The sequence below is a fragment of the Dyadobacter tibetensis Y620-1 genome (assembly GCF_000566685.1).
Classification (GTDB): Bacteria; Bacteroidota; Bacteroidia; order Cytophagales; family Spirosomataceae; genus Dyadobacter; species Dyadobacter tibetensis.
The window spans coordinates 200056-223011 of the sequence record NZ_AZQN01000002.1 but is presented as its reverse complement, the minus strand read 5'-3'; the positions used below and the strand labels follow the sequence as shown (position 1 = coordinate 223011).

Sequence of the window (22956 nt, the reverse complement as noted above, 5' to 3'; positions counted from 1 at the left end):
TTGTTCATCGATTGTCTTTAAATGAAGTACGTATAGGGTTAAACTTTGGGACCTGTATTGCCTCTAACCAGCGAAACAATTCCAGAATCCCCTTATGAACAAGTTTCTTACTATCGTTGCCCTGTTATGTATATGGGCCATACCAGCAGTTTCTCAGAACGCTACGCTGTCTTTGACAGGAACCGTAGTGGATAGCACCCAGCAGTCGGCCGTTGTAGGTGCCTACGTGTCCGTCACCCAAAAGGCTGCCAACGCCAAACCGGTATATGTTACAACCGATCAAGATGGTCAATTTATGTTCGGAGGACTTTCTGCCCAAACCGACTATGAGCTTAAGATATCCTATCTGGGATATCAGGATATTCAGCGTTTTTTTTCAACGAAAAACAGCTCTATAAAACTGGGGAAGATTTTATTATCTGAAGTCGCCTCAGAACTTAACGAAGTTAAGGTTATAGGTCAGGTGGTGGCCATGGAACAAAAAGGCGATACCACCCAGTTTAACGCTGCGGCTTTTAAAACGAATCCTGATGCATCTACGGAGGATCTTATCCAGAAAATGCCCGGGATCACCGTGACAAATGGAACTGTTACGGCGCACGGAGAAACAGTAACAAAAGTATTAGTCGATGGAAAGCCCTTTTTTGGAGAGGATGCTGCTTTGACACTAAAAACCATTCCTGCTGAAATCGTAGATAAAATAGAGGTTTTTGATAAACTTAGCGACCAGTCACAGTTTACCGGCTTTGATGATGGAAGTGGTCAAAAAACCATTAATATTGTTACGAAATCTGACCGCCGGAACGGGCAATTTGGCAAGGTATATGCGGGAGCTGGTCTGGATGAACGTTATCAGGCGGGAGGTAATGTTAGCTATTTCAACAAAAATCAGCGCATTACACTTATTGGTCTTAGCAATAATATTAACCAGCAAAACTTTTCCAGCCAGGATTTACTCGGCGTATCTAGTTCTTCAGGCGGTGGTCGGGGAGGACGAGGCGGAGGAGGTGGAAATAGTAGTAGCAATTTCCTGGTTGGAAATCAAAGTGGCTTGACGGGTACCAATTCCTTTGGCCTTAATTATTCCAACAAACTGAGCGATAAAGTAGAACTTTCCGGGAGTTATTTCTTTAACCGAACTAGTAATACCAACGATCAGATAATGCAACAGGAATACTTCCTTGGCGACGGCTCAAATAATCAATTCTACAATAATAATAATCTGAGTTCATCAACCAACAGTAATCATCGTCTGGATCTGCGTCTGGAATACAAGATGAATGAGAAGAATTCATTTGTATGGACACCTAACCTGAGTTTTCAGGACAATCGGTCGGGTAGCAGCAGTTCGGGTCGCACGGACCTGGCCGATGGAACCAGACTAAATGAATCGAAGACCAATTCCTTAAGTCTTAATGATGGTTATAACTTCTCCAATAATATTTTATGGCGTCATTCTTTTGAGAAGCGTGGCAGAACCTTTTCGGTTAATTTGAATACCCGTATCAACGACAAAACAGGAAATAACGAGTTATATTCTCAAAATTTATTCTTCGATAACACGCGTATGCCCGGCGACACCATAGATCAACGGAGTTATACGGCCAGCGATGGGAAATCCTTGGGTGGAAATGTGAACTATACGGAGCCAGTAGGGGAGAATGGACAGATCCAGGTTAATTATGGTCTGACATTGTCCAACAGCAATTCCATGAAAGACACTTATAATATGAGTCCTGACATGGGGGGATATACCTCGTTGGATACGCTTTTGACCAATAATTTTGATAATCGGTATATTACCAATCGTGCCGGATTGGGGTACCGCTATCGACTGGGTAGCTGGATGGCAAATATAGGTCTTGACTTTCAAAATACTGGGCTGTACAGCGAGCAACTGGCCCCCAATAATACTAAGGTAGACCAGTCTTTTACCAACTTTCTGCCTAATCTAATGTTAATATACCGCTCGAAATCAGGAACGCAGTTTCGCACCTTTTTCAGAAGTTCTACAAACCAACCTTCTATTACCCAGCTTCAAAACGTGGTTAATAACAGCAACCCATTAGCTTTGACCGCTGGAAATCCCGACCTTAAGCAGGAGTACCGGAATATGTTGAGCATGCGCTACTCCAAGGCTGGTGCCGATGTTCCCTTTAGCTTCAACGCCATGTTATATGTGACTCAGACCAATAATTCAATTGTTAATTCAACCTTTATAGCTCAGGAACCCACCACTTTACCCAACGGATTGTTTCTAGAAAAAGGATCGAAACTCACTGCGCCTGTCAATATGGATGGTACCTGGAGCGCCCGCAGTTTCTTTGCGTATGGAAAACCCGTTTCGAAATTGAAGTTGAATGTCAACCTTACGACCGGTCTTAATTACACCAGAGCTCCTGGATTAGTCAATAACATAGCCAATTTCTCCAATACCTATGCTGCAAGTCAAGGGGTAGTGCTAAGTAGTAATATAAGTGAGAAGGTAGATTTTACCCTGTCCTATTCAGCCAATTATAATGTCGTACGAAATACCATTCAGCCCAATCTTAATAATAATTACTTTACCCAAGGTATCACTGGGGGAGTCAACTGGATTTTTGGGAATGGCTTTGTGTTCCGGACCGACTTTAATAATCAATCGTACCGAGGTTTGGGAGAAGGGTTTAACCAGAACTTTACCTTATGGAATGCCAGTATTGGCAAGAAGTTCCTGAAAAATAATGCTGGTGAATTGAAGTTGTCAGTATTTGATATACTTAAACAGAATAACAGTATCAGTCGTGACATCACTGAAACCTACGTTCAGGACTTATCCAATACCGTATTGACCCAGTATGCGATGCTTACCTTTACCTATACCCTACGTAATTTTGGCAAAATGCCCGTACAAAACACAGAGCGTCGTCGTGGTGACTGGGGTGGTGAAGGTGGTGGAGGCGGAGGACGCCAGGGTGGAGGAAGGTTCTGAGAAGATGAAAAAAATAGATCCCGGATCTCTTTCTGATCCGGGATCTATTAGTCAACTGGATTTGCCATTGGTTATTTCTTTGACGGAAACGGGATAATGAGTTTTTCACCTCTTGCTGCGTAATCCTTGGTCTTACCATTGGCTTGCATAAGGGCACTTTTGCTGATACCGTACTTGCCTGCTACTACTCTAAGGACGTCTCCCGGACCTACGGTATGGATGTCTTTTACCTGAATGTTCAAAGTCGTAATATTGGCTTTCAGACTGGTCGTTTCTGAATTCAATCCCTGGAGTGTTTCCAGTTTTAGGTTGTATCTGCCTGCAATACTGGTCCAGGTTTCACCACTTTTAACTTTATGGGAAATTGTTTTACCTCCAATAGAGCTACTACTGATTTTGGCGACTGTGGGTTTGGCAGGTTCTACCTTTTTGGGCTCCGGACTTACCGTCGGCGAATTGCTCTGCTCCGCTTCAAAATCATCTACATCTTCCCTTGAGACCTCTGAGTCTACTACAACTGTAGTGAGTTCCTCGGAACTAGAAGCATCATCTGAGATGTATTCATAGCCAATGTACAATATGGCAAAAACCAATAGTACCAATACGGATAACGTGATAATCGGCAAATTAGATTTTTCAGTCGGACGTATATTTCTTTTTTTTGGGAATTGGTCTTCCATAGCGTGCTTTTGTTCTAAATAAATTACGAATAGTTAGTCTTCAAAGTCGATGATCTATACTACACAACGTTAATTTTTCAACTCCTCGTTCATCAGAGCCACTTTTTTCTTTAGATTGAGCTTAAAATCATCGAGTCGACTCCCAATTTCAGGATCGGAAGCGCCTAGAATCTGAGCCGCTAGGATTCCGGCATTTCGAGCCCCATTTAGGGCTACAGTAGCAACGGGAACCCCTGATGGCATTTGGAGAATGGACAAGATCGAATCCCAACCATCAATGGAATTGCTCGACAGTACCGGAACACCGATCACTGGAAGACTAGTAACGGCTGCTACCATACCAGGAAGGTGGGCAGCCCCACCAGCACCAGCGATGATAACCTGCAACCCTCGCTCACGTGCTGTAGCAGCATACTCCAGCATACGCTCGGGAGTACGATGAGCCGAAACGATTTCCATTTCGAAAGGTATATTCAATTCTGTCAGTGCTTCTGCGGCTTCCTGCATTACTTTCCTGTCGGAAATGCTGCCCATGATAATTCCTACCATATTAGATTTTAAAGGTTTTTGCAGAGAACGCCACGGCTCTCCAGTAGTGAGTTCCTTCTTTATTTTGATTTAACCTTGATATGTTTCTTTACAAAGTCTACTTTTTCCTTCAGAGACGAAAGGTCCTCGTCCAGAATGGTGATATGACCCATCTTACGGAACGGCTTGGTATGTGTTTTCCAATAGAGGAAGGGATATACCTTCGGGGTAGCCAGGAGCAGTTCCATACCCTCGTAGACGGCTGTTCCTTCATAGCCGTCCTCTCCGAGAAGGTTGACCATGGCAGAAGGGGCCAGGGCCTTGGTGTCTCCTAATGGAAGATTCAGAATCGCGCGCCAATGCTGTTCATATTGAGAAGTTGCATTGGCCCGGATGGTATGATGGCCACTGTTATGTGGACGTGGAGCCACTTCGTTAATTAAGATTTTGCCGTCCTTGGTCAAAAACAACTCTACGGCTAAAATACCGATAATGCCAAATGCCTCCGCCGTTTTACTGGCTATGGCCTTCGCCTCCCGATCGACGCTCTCCGAAATCTCTGCAGGAGCGAAGAGATATTCAACTAAGTTGTGCTCGGGATGGAAAACCATCTCCACCGTAGGAAAACAGCGCAGTTCACCACTCTCATTACGTGACACAATAACGGCTAATTCTTTTTCGAATGCTACGGCTTTTTCCAATAAACCCGGCTGGTCGAAAGCTTTATGGAAATCGGCTGGTTGAGCGATTCTCTGCACACCACGCCCATCGTAGCCATCTTTACCTAACTTATGGAAAGCAGGAAGAAATGACTCGTGACGGGCGGCGTCCTCTTTGTCCTCCGTTAAGATGAACTCGGCGGTAGGCAGACCATGATCGGCGTAGAACTGCTTTTGCGTCCTTTTGTCCTGTATTTTTCGAATAACAGAGGGTTGGGGATAGATTTTCTTACCCTCCTGTTCTAGTCTCTCCAGAGCCTCTACATTTACTTTTTCTATTTCAATAGTTATAATATCCAGTTCCTTGCCAAAAGCGTAAACCGTGTCGTAATCTTGCAAGGATCCTTGCTGGAAATGGGGAGCAATTGATTTACAAGGTGCATGGGCGTCGGGATCCAATATATGAACATCCAGGTTCCAGTCTATGGCTGCCTGAAGTAACATTAATCCCAACTGACCGCCACCTAATATTCCTATTCGGGATGAAAGCATTGGTTCTTTAGTTTTTATCCCTGCAAAATTGGGTTAAAAACTCATAAACAGAAAGTATTTGCCCATGCATATTACATTTTTATCCATATTTACCCGTTATGCACGCATAAATCGCAGAATTCCAATCTCCACTAAGAGGAAGAACAGTGCCGCATACAGAAAGTACTTCCATAGATCGCTGGATTGCTGCTGGCTGGCAAATGCCTGAGTAAAGGATGCTTGTTGAATGTCGTCATATACCTTAACCTGTCTATGATTCCGAAAAATCTGGCGCAGGGTGTCGGCAGAGTAATACAATAATTCGGATTCTGACTTCTCATAATTTAGTCCCAACCAACCTCTGGTCTTGCCGTCTTGTTCCAAGGAATAATAGCCTGGACTGAGTATATCAGTTTCATCTGAAGTAGGTAATTCTAAGAGTAAATTATTACCGACAATGCGTTGGGAAGGAATAACCTCTGCCTTCCCATTTCTGAGCTTAAATAAGGCTTCTGTATTGGGTTTGTCCAGTAAAGGATACACAATAGGATTTTGGTCAAAGGTGTAAGCCAAAGGAGGTGCCTTCATGCTGCTGGCTGCTATTTTGTAAAAGGTTGGAACGAATAGGGCATGTTCGGCCATACTGCCATGGGTTGGCAGGAGTGGGGCCGATAGCAGGTAAACCAAGCCAGCTCCAGAAGAAATTTGATTAAGGTAGGGGAGACCACTTCGAAGCGCCAGTAAGCTTTGCCCACTTTGCCGCCATTGCCATACCGGACGGGCAGTGGGCATAATGGTATTGGCATCCTGTTGAACAGAGGCTTCAAAAACATCCCGGTAAAATGGAATGTTTCGGTCTGCTGGTTGTAATGCTACCATGTTATGCGAGTCCGAGCCGACCATGAGCTGACCAATCCCCATGGGGCTTAATAACTGATTATAAGTAGTGACACTCGGCGTGGGAGCAGGGATGACCACTAGGGCGCTTCCCTTGAGAATCCGTTTTTGAATCTCCTGCTGTATTCCATTACCCAGTTGGTTGACACCATTTAACACGATAAGATCTGATGAGGCAATGTTTCCCGGATCGATGGATCCCGACTTTTGTTGCTGATAGGAAAACAGACTGTCATTAGAAAAGACTTGTCGTATGGCCTGATGGTTCGCTAAATCATCATAGATATGGAGAATCTTAATTTTGGGTGAAGCCTCCAGGATAAAATAGTATTCATTATCAAATAGGATAGGGTAATCATCAAAACTCACCTTCCCTTTCTTAAAGCCCGCTCCAGTGACGTTGAAATTGAATCGAGCCGTGCTGCTGCTATTGGCCTTAATGCTTACCGATGCAGTGGAGGTTTGGGTATTGTCCAGAGTCAGTTTCAATACTAAATTTTGGACATCTTCGGCTCCCGAATTCTTGATTTTGACATTCAAACTATTGTTTTGTCCTTCTCTGACAAAAGGTGTATTGAGCCATAGCGTATCGATGTAAACATTTTTCTGGGCAGGTGCCTGTATGGGAATAATATGTAAGGTGGAGGTGCTGTCTATGTTAAGTTCTGACAGATCGCCTGCGGTGCTTTTCTGAAAGTCAGAAAACCAAAATAAGTGATTTCCCTTCCCCTGATGATGGCGGTTGATAAGGTTGACTTGCCTATTAAGAATATCTTGAAAACTGCGAGAAGTGGTAGCAAGTTGCATAGTGGTCAGTCTGTCTTTAATTTGACCGGCATCGGAAAGGCTACCTTCCTTTGGACTGAAATCGTTGGTAATGAGCTGTAGATTTCTTGCATTTGTAAATTGTCCTAGTAAGTCATCCAATCGGCCCGTGGCTATGTCCAGGTAACGCTTCGTATTCAGCTCCCCCTGCATACTATAAGAGTTGTCCAGATATAGACTGGTAACAGCGCGCTGGGTTAGGGGTTGATTTTCTCCGCTGTTAAGATAGGGCTGGGCGAATGCCAGAACCAAGGCTGCAATGCATAGAATCCGGGTGGCCAGAACCAGCCAGTGTTTGATGTGTCTAATGGTTTTGGTCTTGGTGTCTACAGCCTTTAGGAAGGCCACATTGGAGAAATATACCCGCTTAGTCTTACGGAAATTGAACAAATGAATCGCAATGGGGATGGCCACCGCCAATAGGCCCCACAAGAATGACGGAAATAAAAAGCTCATGTGTCTTTATTTAGAAACGGCTAGGCTGCCTTATGACAAAGTAAATTGGCTTTTTGAAAACGAAATTTTACTTATTTCATTTTTGCAGCATATACCCTGCAAATTAGCTTAATTTCTTTTAACCCCTTTTTATTTCAATACCTTTCTGAATAAGTCTTTGGCTTTTTTCTAACTTTGCATTTTAATTGGGGCCTTTTTCCTGTTTTTTGAGAGCGAATTGGAGCCAAAAGGTTCTATAATCCTTGCAACTGATCTAATTACTAATAATAAAGTTATGGCCAAAATATCGGTAAATAAACACCAGCCAGTTTATCAAATGCCCTCGAACCCAGCTGCGGTTCGTACCAAAAAGTATGCCCTGCCGACCAAAAAGTATATTCGTCTTGCTATGCTGCATTTTTTTAAGTCGCAGTACAAGTGGTCCTTAATTCCTATAGCTCTTATTTTTATCAATGCTGTATTGAACCTGACGGGAGTTTACCCTAATCTATGGATTTATATCACGGTATTCGTGGCCACTTTATTATATGTTCTGTTTTGGTTGGTTCAGTTCGCTGGAATCACCCAATTGGATCAATATAAAACGATGTTCCAAAAATTTAGCTACGAAATAGATAGTCGTCAAATTTTAATGAAGCTAAATCAAAAGGAAGGTAGCATTATGAAGTGGGAACAAATTCAAAATGCTTATAAGGACAAGGAAGGTTATATTTTGGTCATCTCCAAGGGTCAATTTATTTATCTGCCGTTCACCGTTTTTAATTCGGATCATGAACATAAAATGTTTGAAAGAATATTGAAGCAAAAGGAATTTTTAGAGGCCTAAATTTTTCTTTGGTAAAACCCTAGCAAAAGAGCCCCTTAGCCATATTGGCTAAGGGGCTCTTTTGCTAGGGTCTGTTTCCCCCATTACGAATTTGACAATCTGTCAATCTCGGTTTCTACTTCGGAACGGGTTTTACCCATTTTTTGCTGTAACTTTCCTAATAATTCATCTTCCTTACCTTCAGCATAGGTCAAATCGTCGTCAGTAAGATCGCCATATTCCTGCTTCAACTTACCTTTCAATTCATTCCAATTACCTTTTATTTTTTGCGTGAATGCGCTCATAGCTAATCTGGTTTAAGTTTTAATCAGTTTGACCTACCAGAGGGTAGGTCGTTATCTGCTGGTAAACTTAAATAAACTATACCAGTTAAATCCATAACTAGCCCAAACAGGTTTTAATTCTAGGTAAGTGGCTTTATGTCAGCTAGATAATGTTTTGTAATTGCCGGGTACAAAATGGGTTCAATCCATGTCATCGATTAGAATATGAGTAAAATATTCCCTATTACCCTCTTTTTTTCAACAGTTCACTATAAGGTATGGCTTTCAACCGAATTCATCTTATTAATAAGTTTATCCAGACGAATGATACTTTGAACCATCGAGCGCACTGAGTGATAATTCACCTTCCAGGAGTGGCTCATATGTCTCCATATAGGTTCTCCATCCCTGCTCAGCAATGGGAGCCATTCCCCAACCGGGGAAATCATATGGTTAAAGACAAAACGATGGGTTGCGTCATAAGCTTTTAAATATTTTTCGTCCTGATACACCCTATAGGCATCTAGCATGCCTATCAGAACTTCTGCCTGTTGCCAAAATTCCTTCTCTCGGTCGTAGACCATTCCTTTGTGAGATCCTTCGACATACACGCCACCATATTCCCAATCTATACCATAATCGACTGCATGATTGAATGACTTTAAAATTTGATTTTCATAGCAGTCATAAGGTTCGCCAGCTATATCCAGAGCATGCATAAGTAGCCAAGCAAATTCTACATTATGTCCATAGCTTGTATTATCTTCTGCTGAACTCTTAAAACCGTCTTCAGAGAACCGGTCCCAACCCCAGATAATATCAAATTTGATTTGCGGTGCCACCCGCCAGTCTGCCCAAAATTGTGGGATGCCGGTTCCATATTCCGGATGCATCACTTTTGCTACCAACAGTTCTATAATTTCCAGGAGTTTTCGGCGGTGAACCTGCTTGCCACTGGCCTCGTACAGAGTTGTAAATGCCTCCATAAGGTGCATATGTGCATCTAAAGTTTTCCTGTCCCCCCCTTCAGAGCCGGATCCTTTTAAGTCCCAGTTTTTTAAGAACATTTCAAAATAACCCCCATAGTGGATGTCAGCGCCATGGATTTGAAGTAAGTCAAATACTTTCTCTGCATATTCCAATCCCCTGGGATCTCCGGTTGCTAATGTATACTCACTAAGGCTATAAATGGCGAAACTATGCCCGTATACTATTTTTTCGTCGATAGCAACATCTCCTTTTCTGTTCATCAGCCAATAAAAGCCCCCGTTTTCTTTGTCCCACATCTTTTCGATCATAAAATCGACGCCATGACCTGCGATTTGCGCATACCTTCCTTCTCCGTAGCCTGCTCTATGGGCAGCAGAAAAGGTGTATACTGTTCTGGACTGAGCAATTAACGATTTCTCATCCTCACCCGAATCGTTACCCGCATGGTCGAAGTGAGTGATGAATCCTCCGTTAACGTGGTCTACACAGCGTGTTTCCCAAAAGGGTAAAAGCGCCGTGGTGAGATGTTGATAGGCTTGGTCGCGATAGCCTTGAATTTGCTCGATACGCATATTGAGTTTCTTAATTGTATGAATAATTGGTAAATTCAAAATATAGCGACCAAGACCAGCATTCCCCTTAAGCGAGCTTCACACTTTTACCCGTCTTGGCCGCTTGATAAATGGCTTCCACCACCCGGATATCCCGCATGCCCTCCTCGCCAGGGACAAGTTGTGGCTGGCTCTTTAGGATGCTCATAGCATCCTCGTCCATCTGTTTGGCCTGCTGACTGTCCAGGGCAAAATTAATTTCACCTAATGTACTATAACCCTTATTTCCCTTGTAAGAAGAAAATGGCTCCATATACAGCTGGCCTTTTTCATAGTTTACCTTCAGAAAATTAGACTGAATTCCAAAGCTACTCGTACAGGTAGCGATGGCGCCACTTGGAAAATGTAGTTGAAAATTAGTCGTCTCATCCACTTCGTGATAGATATCGGGCCTGTTATTGATATGCTGAGCAGTCACCAATATGGGTTCCTCTCCCACGGACAGTCGGGCTCCTTGTAAGGCATATACCCCCATGTCGTACATTGAGCCACCACCCAGGGCTTTGTTTTGTTTCCAATGAGTAGTCCGTTTGTCATAATAGCCCGCCGCACAGGATACAAGCTGAATCTTACCGAGTGATTGCTCCTTGGCAATGCGCATAAATGCTTGCGTATTTGGATCGTGCTGACAACGATAACCTATAGAAAGACTTTTTTTATTGTCCTTACAGGCTTTAATCATTTCCTCACACTCTTTCACGTTCATGGCCATGGGCTTCTCACAAAATACATGCTTGCCCGCCTTCGCTGCGCGGATGGTGTATTCCTTATGCATGGAAGGGGGTAATACTACATATACTACGTCGATATCCGGATTATTGGCTATTTGGTCGAAGTTTTTATAATTATAAATATTTTTTTCAGGAATATTGTACTTCTTTTTCCAGGCCTCTGCTTTCTCAGGTGTACCGGTTACTATGCCTGCCAAATAACAGTTTTTAGTTAACTGAAGGGCTGGGGCAAGTAAGTCAGTACTGTAATACCCCAGCCCAACCAAGGCTACACCCAATTTTTCTTTCGGCTTGTTAAAAGCGAAAATATGAGGAGAAAACATCGCCGTAGCGGAAAGTCCAGCTCCGGTCAGTATGAATTTTCGACGAGTAACATTTGTCATAGTGATTTCAGATTAAGTAGTGGTTTTTTAAGATGAGAACAAAATGCAAAACCTTGGGTCATCATTTAGCCAAGGTCTTGCATAGAGGACGAATAAAAGGTGGGGCCGATCCGACAAAAAGCTTGTAGAAAGTTATAAATTCTGTTTTTTAAGTTCGGAAACAGCATGGTCTGCAGCCCGGGCGGTTAGTGCCATATAGGTTATAGAAGGGTTTACGCAAGATGATGAGGTCATTGCGGCTCCATCCGTAACGAAGACATTTTTACAGGCATGCACCTGATTAAATGCATTGAGTACCGAATCCTTGGGCGACCTCCCCATCCGCGCTGTACCCATATCGTGAATACCTAGTCCTAGGTGCGTATCCTGGCGATTATTGCCCGAAACGTTTTTAAAGCCTGCTGCTTCTAGCATCTCTGCTGCCGAGTTCATCATATCTTTCCGCATGGCCAACTCGTTTTCTCCAAAAGCTGCATCGAACACAATTTGAGGAATACCCCAAGCATCAACCTTGTCCGGATGCAGGTACATACGGTTTTCCGGATTTGGAAGTACTTCCCCAAACCCGCCGAATCCGATAGACCAGCCGCCAGGCTGGGTAAGATCCTTTTTAAACTCTAATCCAAAACCTTTTGCGCCTACTCCTCTTTTCCAGTCACTGCGACTCGCTCCGCCTTGATAACCGAAACCTCGGAGATAGGCCTGCTTGTCGTTCCCCCAGTTTCTAAATCGAGGAATGTATAAGGCATTGGGGCGCTGGCCATAGAAATATTCCTTTTCGAAGCCCTCTACTCTTGCGCTGGCGCCTACGCCCAAATGGTGATCCATAATATTACGTCCAACCTGATCGCTGTCATTCCCCAAGCCATTCGGGAATCGGTCCGACTTTGAATTGAGCAATAGGGCGGCAGTATTCATAGATCCCGCATTCAGGAATATGATTTTTGCGAAAAATTCCTGAGTCTGCTTTGTATGCTGATTGACCACCCGCACTCCTGTGGCGCGCTGGGTTTTTTCGTCATAAATAATTTCTGAAACTATACTGTCGTGAAGTACGGACAGCCTGTCTGTTTTCCTGGCTGCAGGAATCGATCCGGAAAGAGAGCTATAATACGCACCATATGGGCATCCTCTGGAGCATTTGCTGCGGTACTGGCAGGAAGCACGGCCAAGGCTAGTGTGAATGTCTTGCGGGGCGCTAAGGTTTGCCACCCTGCCTATGGTAACGGGCCTGCCTAGTTTTTTCTTCATCGCTTCAGAAAAATGCCTTTCTGGAGCATGCATGGGCATGGCAGGCAAAAAATGTCCATCGGGTAAAACAGATAAGCCTTCCTTTTGACCACTAATTCCTACGAATTTTTCTACGTGCGTATACCAGGGCTCCAGGTCCTCATATCGGATGGGCCAGTCTATAGCAATACCATCTTTGGCGTTAGCTTCAAAATCAGCCTTGTTCCAACGATAGGATTGCCTACCCCAATGCATGGACTTTCCCCCTGTATGATAGGCACGGATCCAATCGAAAGGTCGTTTCTCTATGAAAGGATTTTCTTTGTCATTGGTGAAAAATTTGCCTGTTTCCTCATTTGCCAGGCTTCCAAATCGGCTGTTGGACCATAATTCTTCGGCGGAATAATGTGGTACCTTTCCCCGATGTTGAAATTCCCAGGGGGCCATTAATGCCGTGTCATAGTCTTCTATATGCTTTATTTCTTTTCCTCTTTCAATCATCAGCACCTGAAGGCCCTTCTCGGTAAGTTCCTTCGCTGCCATTCCTCCCGTCATTCCCGAGCCTACCACAATGGCATCGTACCGATGGCTCTTATCTATAGTTAAATTTAAAAACATGTCTCCTGAGGTTTAATTAGTAGGCGTATATTTTTTGCCCCGGTGCTAAACGGGTTAGCTCAAATTTTCCTGGTACCGGCACATATTCAAAAGAACCTTTAATGCCTTCTTCAGAAGTGAAATATCCCAGGAGCGTGAGTTCTTTCATTAGTCTCCAGAAGGGTAGGCCAGAGGCCTGTTTTTTGATTTGCTCCCTATCTTCATTATCACCCATTTTGGTCTGTTTAACCTGAAAGGCTTTCATCTCCTGAATGGTCTCCTCTTCCATTCTGGTAAGCGATTGAAGGCGCTGCTCTGCAGACAAGCCCATAAAATTCTGACGATGAAGCCGGTCCAGGCCTTCCCGGAAACTAAGTTGTTCTGGCTGGTGATAGCAGTCTTGAATCATCATAATAATAAATGCAGGCACCCCGGCCCTGATAGCTCCTGCCGTATCTGATTCCGGGATGATCATTTCAGCTACCATTCCTATCAGTGCATTATCATCTGCTGAGATGGCACTGAACTGAGACTCTGGCCCCGCTTCCCCTGCTTCCCGCCGATTCATGGCCATTAGGGTTGGCGAAGAGAAGGCCATGCCTGCAGCCATGGCGATTTGTTTAAGGGCATTTCTTCTATTGAGCATAAATCATACGTATTAAGTTGGCAAAATAGCTTCCCCATTAAAAGCCGAATCAGGTTTTTATTAGATAAAACTGGATTTGTCTGGGAACTATTGTCAATATAACAATTAATAATGTTAAATCTACCTTCCTTTGTAAAGAATAATTTTTAGTGGAAGTAAATAACAGGAAGAAATGGGAGGGAATTTTTTAAATATTTTTTGAAATAGTTTAAAAAATCTGGGTTGAAATGAGCGCTTGGCCCTTTAATTGCGAGGAAAAGGACATAGGGATCGTGGACGTACCCGGAAAAGATTGTGGGGAGGGGAGAGGGGGAGCTGAAGGATATTTTTTCGTAAGGTGTTGTTTGTCAATGGATTGTGGGTCCAGTATAAAAAAACACGCGGGTTTCAAGGTGAACCCGCGTGTCAAATTACACTTCATCAACAAACTAAAAACCAAATAAAACTAATACGAAAATAATCGCTTGTCAAGTTTTTTTTGCTGTAGGAGGGGGATTCGAACCACCCACGGTGAGGTTAGCTACGATACAAATACTGTTGGTGGTCCACCCCAGTCGGCATGAGCCGGCATTATATCGCGTTTATCCCTGGATCACCACCCCCGAGACAGGAGGGCATGGCTGCCAATTTCATCACCCTACAAGGTAACTCAATTTTCGAACAGGTTCGTTTACCTTTCTCGATTGATGATGCAAATTTAGACCAAAGAAATTTAATTATAAAATATTTTCATTAAAAATTATCAAAATTTACAATTATGGCATAAATTCGTCAGTATTATTGTAAATCATTCAATCGGAAAGCCAGAAATGCAAAAATATTCGGATATTGATAATACCGATCTGCGAATCCTCGCCCTGCTGATCGAGAATGCGGCCCTCCCATATACGGAAATTGGAAAGCGAGTTTTCGTTTCGGGAGGTACAGTACATGTGCGGATGAAAAAGATGGAGCAGATGGGCATAGTCAAAGGTTCTCAGCTAGTCATCGAGCCTGCTCGCTTGGGCTGGGACATTAGCGCCTTCTTAGGGATTTATCTTGATAAAAGTTCATTATATGAACAAGTCGCCTCAGCCTTGGAGCAAATTCCGGAAGTGGTGAATATTCATTATACGACGGGTATATATAGTATCTTTATAAAAATTGTCTGTCGGGACACCAATCACCTGAGGGAAATACTACATGACAAAATTCAAAAAGTGAGTGGGATTCAGAGGACGGAAACTTTCATTTCATTGGAAGAACGTATTAATCGTTCCATTCCATTGATTGAAGAGCCGGAAGAATAAAAAATATAATTTTAATTGCGGTATGTATCAAATAATTATATATTTGGTATAAATATTTTAAACGATATGGAAACGACTCCCACTAGTAATGAATTTGTACGTGGCACACTCAAGACCATTGTACTGAACCTCTTGGCTGAACATCAGCGTATGTATGGATATGAAATAACTCAGGAGGTAAAGGACCGTACGCAAGGTGCAATAGCCCTTACCTTTGGTGCTTTGTATCCTGTTCTGCATAAGTTGGAGCAGGACGGGCTCCTAATCACGGAAACGGTGCAGGTAGACGGGCGCACCCGTAAATATTATTCCCTAACTAACCCTGGATCGGAAATGGCTCAGACCAAAACAGATGATCTAGAGCGATTTGTAGAAGCCCTTAAATTACTTTTAGCACCAAGGGTGGAACCGGGGCTGGCTGCTTCAGCCATTAAGTAATAAGAAGCCTTATATTGAGCTTGCTGAGAACTAATTCGCTTGATCATGATTCGCTTACACCAAGACCGACTCGCACTTTTACGTAAATACCTGAAAGAAAGCCAGGTGAATCCAGCCCTGTTTGAGGAATTACTGGATCACCTGGCTTGCGAGGCCGAGGAACGCTTATGGGATGGTGCAGCATTTGAAGAGGTTCTTAAGCTTATAGAAGCGGAAGCATCTCCACAAATTCTACTGGACTTAAACGCGGATCTTCGCGCGCTCTTAGAGGAGGAGCAATCGTTAACCGATATGGTCTTTGAGGGGCGTAACAAACAGTATGGGGCCTACGACTTGAGGAAAGGATATGGGCACACGATTCAACATTCCTTGGTGATGGGGGTGTCGTTTTTTTTACTGCTGGTACTGTTGCCTGATCTTTATGCCAGGCTAACACCTTCTCCCGATGCGACTTCCATAGGTTATGAACTGGAATTGAATCGAGTGGATATTCGCCCCACGGTTACCCTTGACTTAGGGTCAGATCTAACTTCTCAGCCGGAATCGGCTCTTGATGAAGTAATCCATCAAGAACCTATAAGTTTGGAATTGCCTGTTCGGGATACGGATGAAACCGCTTCTTTACCTATACTAATTCGCCCTACTTCGGTGCCGGAGGAAGCTGTTTTGCCCCATGCACAGCAAGGTTGGATGGATCCCAATGACTGGCATCGTAAGCCGGAGTTTCCTGGGGGAGTGGAGCGTTTAATGGGATATATAGAAACTCAATTGGAATATCCATTGCCGGCCATTCAGAATAAAGTAGAAGGAAGAGTGATGGTAGAATTCACCATTAATCCCGAAGGTAGAGTACAGGATGTAAATATCATTGAAGGGATAGGCTATGGTTGTGATCAGGTAGCTAAAAAGATTGTTGCCACAATGCCCAATTGGAAACCTGGGAATAAATCTGGAAAACCCACTTCCTATCGGTATATTTTGCCTGTTTCATTCCAGATTAATAAATAAGAATTAAGATTATATTTGCTCATGGCCTTAAGTTCTCTTAATTGGAGGACTTTTTGTTTTTTAATGGGTAGCCATATAATCAGTTCAATATATAAATCATGATTTTACGGAATGTACGCAATAGTTGATATTGAAACTACCGGGAGCGGACCCCGTGCCGGTATTACAGAAATCGCCATTTTTCGGCATGATGGCAAAAATGTGATCGACCGGTTTCACTCTTTAATAAACCCTGAACAGCTTATACCTAGCTATATAACAGGAATTACGGGTATTACCAATGAAATGGTGAGGTCTGCACCCACGTTTGCTCAAGTGCAGGATGAGGTACGACATCTTACAAAAGACGCCTGGTTTGTGGCTCATAACGCTCATTTTGATTATGGATTTATTAAAAGAGGATTTGAATCAATTGAGGAATATTATGAAAGAGATCTATTGTGTACCGTCAAACTTAGTAGAAAAATATTCCCAGGCTACCGCTCCTATAGCCTAGGCAACCTTTGCCATAGTTTGGCTATCAGTCTGGAAAACAGGCATCGGGCCGAAGGAGATGCCAAGGCCACTGTAATATTATTTGAAATGCTGCTTAAAAATGATGCTAAAAATCTAATCCCTATCGATAATATTGGCTAATCCAGTCAGTGGTATGGTTATTGTGTGTAAGCCTTCATTATAACATTAACTTGCTTACGACATGAGAAACATAACGAATTTTTTGGTAATTTTTATATTGGCCATCTCCCTAACCAGCTGTGAGTTGGTAGGCACTATTTTCAAAGGAGGCGTATGGACCGGCGTCATCATGGTAGTGGCCGTATTAGCATTTATACTATGGGGAGTCGCTAAACTTTTTAGTGGAGGAAGATAAACACTTTGATATTTTTCAGAAATATTTTCAGGTATTGGGTTGCTTATCAAATATTTAAAAAATTTGAGTTGAGAGAGCAAGGATAATTTTTCCTATGGTACTAGGATATTCATAATTTATCGCACATATTTGCAGCCCAGTACGAGGGGATGTAGCTCAGTTGGCTAGAGCGCTTGCATGGCATGCAAGAGGTCGTGGGTTCGAATCCCATCTTCTCCACACAATCCTGATAATGTTCTCATTGTCAGGATTTTATGTTTTCTGGCCTTAGACTGCGACTGTAATTATGTCTAATCCACGTAGCTCCTCAACGTTTGGTCTTGATCCCGGACCAGCGTCACTCGCCTTAATCTAACCCGGATCGAAATATAAACTTCCTACTTTCCAGTAATAGTCTTAGATTGTCGGGGCAGTGTCTCATTTTTAGAGTCTACAAAAGATAACATATTAAGAAGACGCAGCTTTTGAAGCTATTGGGTACGCGTCCTATTCAAACATCCAACACATCAGAGATATGAAAATTAATTTTATAAAAGATCAGGAGCTGGACTGGGAAACGGTAGGGGAAGGAGTGAGAAGGAAGATTATGGCTTATGACGAAACGATGATGCTGGTAAAAGTGTCATTTCAGAAGGGTAGCATCGGGGCCATACATGACCATATCCATAGACAAATGAGTTATGTAGAACGAGGTTCCTTTGAGGTGACTATAGGAGGTGAGCAAAATATCCTTGGTCAGGGCGACGTATTTTTCGTACAACCTGGTGTACTCCATGGCGTATTGTGCTTGGAGGCAGGTATCCTGGTGGACATCTTCAATCCGATGCGTAAGGATTTTTTAGCTTAGCGATGTGGTTCACGCTATTGGTTATAAACCTCGGACCTCGTAGCAAAGAAAATAGGCTACGAGGTCCGAGGTTTATCTATAAAGCATATCGTTGATTCGGAGCTGCTCTTTGAACTGCCGAAGATTTGTATCCTTTCCAATTTGGAGTAGTTCCAGATCAAGCATTTCGGCTAAATCTGTAAAATGTTCTAGGCTCAGATTTTGACTGTAAAGAGTATGGTGCGCCCCTCCAGCTAAAAGCCAGGCCTGAAGGCCAGTTTGCATGTCGGGTAGTGGTTTCCATAATGCTCTGGCCGTTGGGAGGTAAGGAAAGCCCTGAGTAATTTCTACTGCTTCAACCTCATTTATAATCAGCCGGAAACGATTTCCCATATCGACCAAAGAGACATTGAGGGCAGGTCCACTGTCGGCATTGAAAATCAGGCGAACGGGGTCGTCCTTTCCACCAATGCCAAGGGGGTAGATGGCGCAGTCTATGGAGCCAGTTGTGATACTGGGGCAGATTTCCAGCATATGCGAGCCTAATACCATGGGATTTGCCGGGTCAAAATGGTAGGTATAGTCTTCCATAAATGAGTTGCCTCCTGGAAGCCCAACTGCCATTACTTTGGCCACATGTACCAAGGCGGAGGTCTTCCAGTCTCCTTCACCGCCATAGCCAAAACCTGAGGCCATCATACGTTGTGATCCGATCCCTGGGAGCTGACTCATACCATGCAGGTCCTCAAATGTATTCGTATAGGCACCATAATTCCCTTCTTCCAGGAAGGATCTGATACCCAGCTCTATCCGAGCTGCCTCTCGGAGTGAGCTGCGTTGCGAGCCTCCTTTCCGAAGGTCGACGGACAGCTGGTAACTATCCTCATACTCCTGAATGAGTCGGTCTACTTCTTCTTCTCCCAGCTGCCGGATTCTATGAACCAGGTCACCTACTCCATGAGTGTTTACCTCCAAGCCCAGTTTCATTTCAGCGGCTACCTTATCCCCATCTGTAACGGCTACATAGCGCATATTGTCACCGAATCGGACCACTTTCATATTCTGTAAAGTGTGCTTACCTACTGCGGCCCGGACCCAGTTCCCGATTTGAGATTGCGCAGATTCGGACTGCCAGTGACCCACTACCACCTTGCGGCGGATTTTCATTCTTGATAAGATGTGTCCAAACTCACGGTCTCCATGAGCCGACTGATTTAGATTCATAAAATCCATGTCAATCCGTTCAAAGGGGATGTCCCGGTTAAACTGGGTATGGAAATGCAAGAGCGGTAATTGGAGCGAATTAAGTCCTGATATCCACATTTTCGCAGGAGAAAATGTATGCATCCAGGCGATTATCCCTACGCAATGATGAGTAGCATTGGCTTCTTTTATAACCTTTAATATGACCTCAGAACTCGTTACAGCTGGTTTGAATACCACCGTAACGGGTATGGAGGCAGATAGATTTAAATATTCCGCAATGATTTTGGAATGTTCGTTTACTTGCCTGAGGGTTTGTTCCCCATATAGATCCTGGCTTCCGGTAAGAAACCAGACTTCAAATTTTTTAAGATCAATCATTTGCTTCTATAAATTGGCCTAGAGATAGGTATCTTTTGTATAAATCCTCATATATCTTTACCCGTTCCTCTCTGGGGGTATAAATTCGGTTGTAATCGGAGGCCATGGCTTTTTGGGCTTCCTGAACGTTGGTATAAACAGCACTGGCAACGGCGGCATTTATGGCAGCCCCCAGGGCACAGGCTTGGTCGGAGCTGGTAATTTTGATGGGCAAGTTGAGTACGTCGGAAAGGGTCTGCATGGCAAAAGGAGACTTAATAGCCACCCCTCCCAGGGCGATTACCTCTTTTATGGGTACTCCTTCCGCGCGATAGCGGTCCACAATGGCTTTGGATCCGAAAGCTGTAGCTTCTACAATGGCCTTAAAAATTTGCTCAGCTGATGTGCCCAGGTTAAGTCCGGAGATGGCCGCCTTTAAGGTATGTTTGGCATCTGGAGTCCGCCTTCCGTTAATCCAGTCTAAGGCCACCATATCATCTTTGCAAACCGGCAGAGCAGCAGCTTTTTCGGATAGGTAAGGCAAAAGTTTGTCCCTCATCACCTGGTATGCTTTTTCCCCTACTAGTTCTCTTACCGGCTCTAGAAGGATATCTCTGAACCAGGCATAATAGTCTCCATACGCCGATTGGCCAGCTTCTGTGCCTTGCATGCCCGGGACGATCGAACCATCTACTTGCCCGCAGATTCCTTTTATAAGTAGATGTCCGATTTCGTCGTTGGGCGCCATTAACATATCGCAGGTAGAAGTTCCCATGACCCTTACAAAACTATAAGGCTTGATATGGGCCCCTACTGCGCCCATATGCGCATCGAAGCCTCCTACACCGATAATTACATGCGCGGGTAGGCCTAGCCTGTTTGCCCATTGAGATGAGATGGTCCCCATCGGCTGGTCGCTGGTATAGGTGTCGGTATAAAGTCTACTTCGCAAACCGGCTAAAAGGGGATCTAATTTGACCAAAAATGCTTCGGATGGAAGGCCTCCGAAGGCCTCATTCCACATAGCCTTATGCCCTGCGGCACATCGACTACGGCGCAGGGTCAGGGGGTCGGTATTTCCCGTTAGCTCAGCCGATATCCAGTCACAGTGTTCCACCCATGAAAATGCATCCCGTCTTATATCAGGATCGGTGCGTAAAACGCGCAAAATTTTGGACCAGAACCATTCTGAGGAATAAACCCCTCCACTGAATTGGGTGAAATCCGTTTCCCATTCTTTAGCCAACTGATTGATTTCTATAGCTTCTTGATTGGCCATATGATCTTTCCATAAAATGAACATGGCATTAGGATTGTCGGCATATTGGGGCAGCAAGGCTAGGGGAGTGCCCTGGCGATCCACTGGAGCCGGGGTAGAGCCTGTACTGTCCACAGACAGTCCTACTATTCTGCTGCGAATCTCGGAAGATACTTGTTCTAAAGCTTTTGAGATGACTTGTTCTAAACTCTCTAAATAGTCTAAAGGATGTTGTCGGAATTGTGAAAGGTTTGGTTGGCAAAACTGACCAGACTGCCATCGCTTATATGTGCTGACTGCAGCTGCCTCACAGTTTCCTGTTTGGGTGTCGACGACCAGGGCACGCACCGAGTCAGTGCCGAAGTCAACCCCTATAGTATATTGATTATGTTTCATGGTTAGTTAGTAAGGGCGCCTGAACGACACCTATTTGATAATTCGTCGCCTCGTTCCTGTTACGAATTTTAAACTTTTACGTTTATCGGCGGTACTGCGTCATTAATTATCCTTGGAAGCCTCTAGCTAAGCTTTTTCTACTATTCAAATAGTCAAAATTTTGTTTATACCCTTATTAAAAAGTTTCAACTAATTAAAGGATATGGTCCCTGATAGAGCAACCAAGGCTATGTGTCGCAAGAGTAGTTTCAGTTTTTAGATATGCATGAATACAGGCATTAAAGCTACGCTCCCGGCAGTTGGCGGGTGCAAATATTATCAAATATGCAAAAGTGATCGGAAGCGAGAGAATATGCCACTGAGCAAATAGCAGCTCAAGGGAACAGAAATTTAGGGAAAGACAAAAAGGATGCAATGCTCTAGTGGGCACGTACGGAAAGTATTCATGGAAATTTAGAGTCAAATGGGAACAGAACATTCGTTTAGCCTAGTAAGCTGCGGGTCAGGACCGAAGGGAGAAGTGAGTAAACCTTGTATAAAGTCAAGAACTTCGCATTTAAGCTAAATTGTGCCGGCTACCAATTGATCGGGCATAAGTGAATTATCTGACATTGATCGGACAACAACTTCAGCCTTTTCTTCAATACATAATGATGCCTTTGGCCATCTCTGTCAGGGGTAATTAAATGGCTCATTCTTTGCCGACCTTGACAGCCTCGTCCATAAGGAAACGTTCAAAAATTCCATTCGTCTTGGGGCTCGTTGCTTTCATCTTTATATGATTTACATCTTCCATTGTCGAACAGAACTGGTATCGCACTGGCGATGCGTCTTGGTCTTCTCTGGCTTTGCAATACCCGGATACCGCGCACTGCAAGTATCATCCTAAATGGTTTATGATACTGCAATGGTTTATGGTACTGCCGAATGAAGGGTTGTACTTCATCGTTAAAGGTATCAGCAACCACGAATGCTGTTTGAACGATTATAAAATTTGGCAGACGCAATCCTATTGTAGGTTTAAATAAATGATTGGTTATAAATTCTGCCTAGAGTTATTATCCATTTCGCATCATATCTGTCCTGCGCTCCACGGCACTCGAATGATAAATAACAATTTCGACATGCACCGCCTTTTAAATGGTTGTAGACCATGCTTTAACCACACTGAATGTACCCTGTCTGATGATACGAACAGATCCGGTTGATTTAAATTCTTCAACCAGCCTTAACACTTCTATACTCTTTGATTTTCGTTTTGACATTGTTTTCTATGTTTAGATTACAGTCTCAAAACTTTATACTCGCTTGCGAACGGAATATAAGTACTTGCTTGGATGGTCACCAAGAAACAGTAGAAGTTATTGTAAATTATGCAAATCTTGTAAAATAAAAATGGACAAAATTGAATTTTTTTTGAATATCAGAGAAATTCCTTGTTAAATAAAAAATGGTGAAGTTTAGTTTAAAAATAATATCCAAA

20 protein-coding genes and 1 tRNA gene are annotated in these 22956 nt (G+C 43.5%); 9 read left to right on the top strand and 12 right to left on the bottom strand.

All coding sequences use genetic code 11. The features are described from left to right. Positions 1-94: 94 nt before the first annotated feature. Positions 95-2971 (top strand): TonB-dependent receptor, encoded by a 2877-nt coding sequence (locus X939_RS0104530; RefSeq protein ID WP_025762078.1) that lies wholly within the window; start codon positions 95-97, stop codon positions 2969-2971. 71 nt (positions 2972-3042) lie between these two features. Here X939_RS0104530 and X939_RS0104525 read toward each other — a convergent pair whose 3' ends face one another. From X939_RS0104525 to X939_RS0104510, 4 genes are all read right to left on the bottom strand, one after another. Continuing rightward, positions 3043-3651, bottom strand: a complete 609-nt coding sequence (locus X939_RS0104525; RefSeq protein WP_025762077.1) for a LysM peptidoglycan-binding domain-containing protein — start codon at positions 3649-3651, stop codon at positions 3043-3045. 69 nt (positions 3652-3720) lie between these two features. After that, positions 3721-4200 carry a 5-(carboxyamino)imidazole ribonucleotide mutase gene (gene purE, locus X939_RS0104520; RefSeq protein WP_025762076.1) on the bottom strand — a complete coding sequence of 160 codons (480 nt, stop codon included), beginning with the start codon at positions 4198-4200 and terminating at the stop codon, positions 3721-3723. 59 nt (positions 4201-4259) lie between these two features. After that, entirely contained in the window at positions 4260-5390 is a 1131-nt protein-coding gene (locus X939_RS0104515) for a 5-(carboxyamino)imidazole ribonucleotide synthase (protein WP_025762075.1), read from the bottom strand. Between the two features lie 96 nt (positions 5391-5486). Then, on the bottom strand, positions 5487-7547 hold the full coding sequence (locus tag X939_RS0104510) for a BatA domain-containing protein (RefSeq protein WP_025762074.1): 2061 nt from the start codon (positions 7545-7547) through the stop codon (positions 5487-5489). A 274-nt stretch (positions 7548-7821) separates the two neighbouring features. Here X939_RS0104510 and X939_RS0104505 point away from each other — a divergent pair, with 274 nt between their 5' ends. Beyond that, on the top strand, positions 7822-8373 hold the full coding sequence (locus tag X939_RS0104505) for a YcxB family protein (RefSeq protein WP_025762073.1): 552 nt from the start codon (positions 7822-7824) through the stop codon (positions 8371-8373). A gap of 83 nt (positions 8374-8456) precedes the next feature. On the opposite strand, the gene X939_RS0104500 is transcribed toward X939_RS0104505, so the two are convergent. From X939_RS0104500 to X939_RS0104480, 5 genes are all read right to left on the bottom strand, one after another. Next, a complete protein-coding gene (locus X939_RS0104500; protein WP_025762072.1) occupies positions 8457-8657 on the bottom strand; it encodes a CsbD family protein in 201 nt (66 codons plus the stop codon). Positions 8658-8905: 248 nt separating this feature from the next. Beyond that, a complete protein-coding gene (locus tag X939_RS0104495; RefSeq protein ID WP_025762071.1) occupies positions 8906-10198 on the bottom strand; it encodes a beta-1,2-mannosidase in 1293 nt (430 codons plus the stop codon). 67 nt (positions 10199-10265) lie between these two features. Beyond that, complete coding sequence (locus tag X939_RS0104490) at positions 10266-11351, bottom strand: Gfo/Idh/MocA family protein (RefSeq protein WP_025762070.1); 1086 nt, start codon at positions 11349-11351, stop codon at positions 10266-10268. Positions 11352-11483: 132 nt separating this feature from the next. Next, positions 11484-13199, bottom strand: a complete 1716-nt coding sequence (locus X939_RS0104485) for a GMC family oxidoreductase (protein ID WP_025762069.1) — start codon at positions 13197-13199, stop codon at positions 11484-11486. Positions 13200-13215: 16 nt separating this feature from the next. Continuing rightward, positions 13216-13824, bottom strand: coding sequence for a gluconate 2-dehydrogenase subunit 3 family protein (locus X939_RS0104480; protein ID WP_025762068.1), 609 nt, complete (start codon positions 13822-13824; stop codon positions 13216-13218). Between the two features lie 809 nt (positions 13825-14633). Between X939_RS0104480 and X939_RS0104470 the strand changes: the two genes are divergently transcribed. The 7 genes from X939_RS0104470 to X939_RS0104440 all read left to right on the top strand — a co-directional run bounded on the left by X939_RS0104470 (position 14634) and on the right by X939_RS0104440 (position 18277). Continuing rightward, on the top strand, positions 14634-15113 hold the full coding sequence (locus X939_RS0104470) for an Lrp/AsnC ligand binding domain-containing protein (RefSeq protein WP_025762066.1): 480 nt from the start codon (positions 14634-14636) through the stop codon (positions 15111-15113). A gap of 66 nt (positions 15114-15179) precedes the next feature. Beyond that, complete coding sequence (locus X939_RS0104465; RefSeq protein WP_025762065.1) at positions 15180-15551, top strand: PadR family transcriptional regulator; 372 nt, start codon at positions 15180-15182, stop codon at positions 15549-15551. 45 nt (positions 15552-15596) lie between these two features. After that, a complete protein-coding gene (locus tag X939_RS0104460; protein ID WP_025762064.1) occupies positions 15597-16559 on the top strand; it encodes an energy transducer TonB in 963 nt (320 codons plus the stop codon). A 111-nt stretch (positions 16560-16670) separates the two neighbouring features. Then, a complete protein-coding gene (locus X939_RS0104455) occupies positions 16671-17195 on the top strand; it encodes a 3'-5' exonuclease (RefSeq protein ID WP_025762063.1) in 525 nt (174 codons plus the stop codon). A 61-nt stretch (positions 17196-17256) separates the two neighbouring features. Then, the gene (locus X939_RS23755) at positions 17257-17430 is read left to right on the top strand and encodes a hypothetical protein (protein WP_198034362.1); all 174 of its coding nucleotides are present in this window, start codon (positions 17257-17259) and stop codon (positions 17428-17430) included. A 145-nt stretch (positions 17431-17575) separates the two neighbouring features. Further along, positions 17576-17649: transfer RNA gene (locus tag X939_RS0104445), tRNA-Ala, on the top strand. A 295-nt stretch (positions 17650-17944) separates the two neighbouring features. Further along, the gene (locus X939_RS0104440; protein ID WP_025762062.1) at positions 17945-18277 is read left to right on the top strand and encodes a cupin domain-containing protein; all 333 of its coding nucleotides are present in this window, start codon (positions 17945-17947) and stop codon (positions 18275-18277) included. 72 nt (positions 18278-18349) lie between these two features. On the opposite strand, the gene araA is transcribed toward X939_RS0104440, so the two are convergent. From araA to X939_RS24000, 3 genes are all read right to left on the bottom strand, one after another. Continuing rightward, entirely contained in the window at positions 18350-19840 is a 1491-nt protein-coding gene (gene araA / locus X939_RS0104435) for an L-arabinose isomerase (protein ID WP_025762061.1), read from the bottom strand. Further along, a complete protein-coding gene (locus X939_RS0104430) occupies positions 19833-21473 on the bottom strand; it encodes a ribulokinase (protein ID WP_025762060.1) in 1641 nt (546 codons plus the stop codon). Before X939_RS0104430 ends, araA begins: the two co-directional genes overlap by 8 nt. Positions 21474-22609: 1136 nt before the next feature. Next, positions 22610-22738 (bottom strand): hypothetical protein, encoded by a 129-nt coding sequence (locus tag X939_RS24000; protein WP_262485427.1) that lies wholly within the window; start codon positions 22736-22738, stop codon positions 22610-22612. Between the last annotated feature and the right edge of the window lie 218 nt (positions 22739-22956).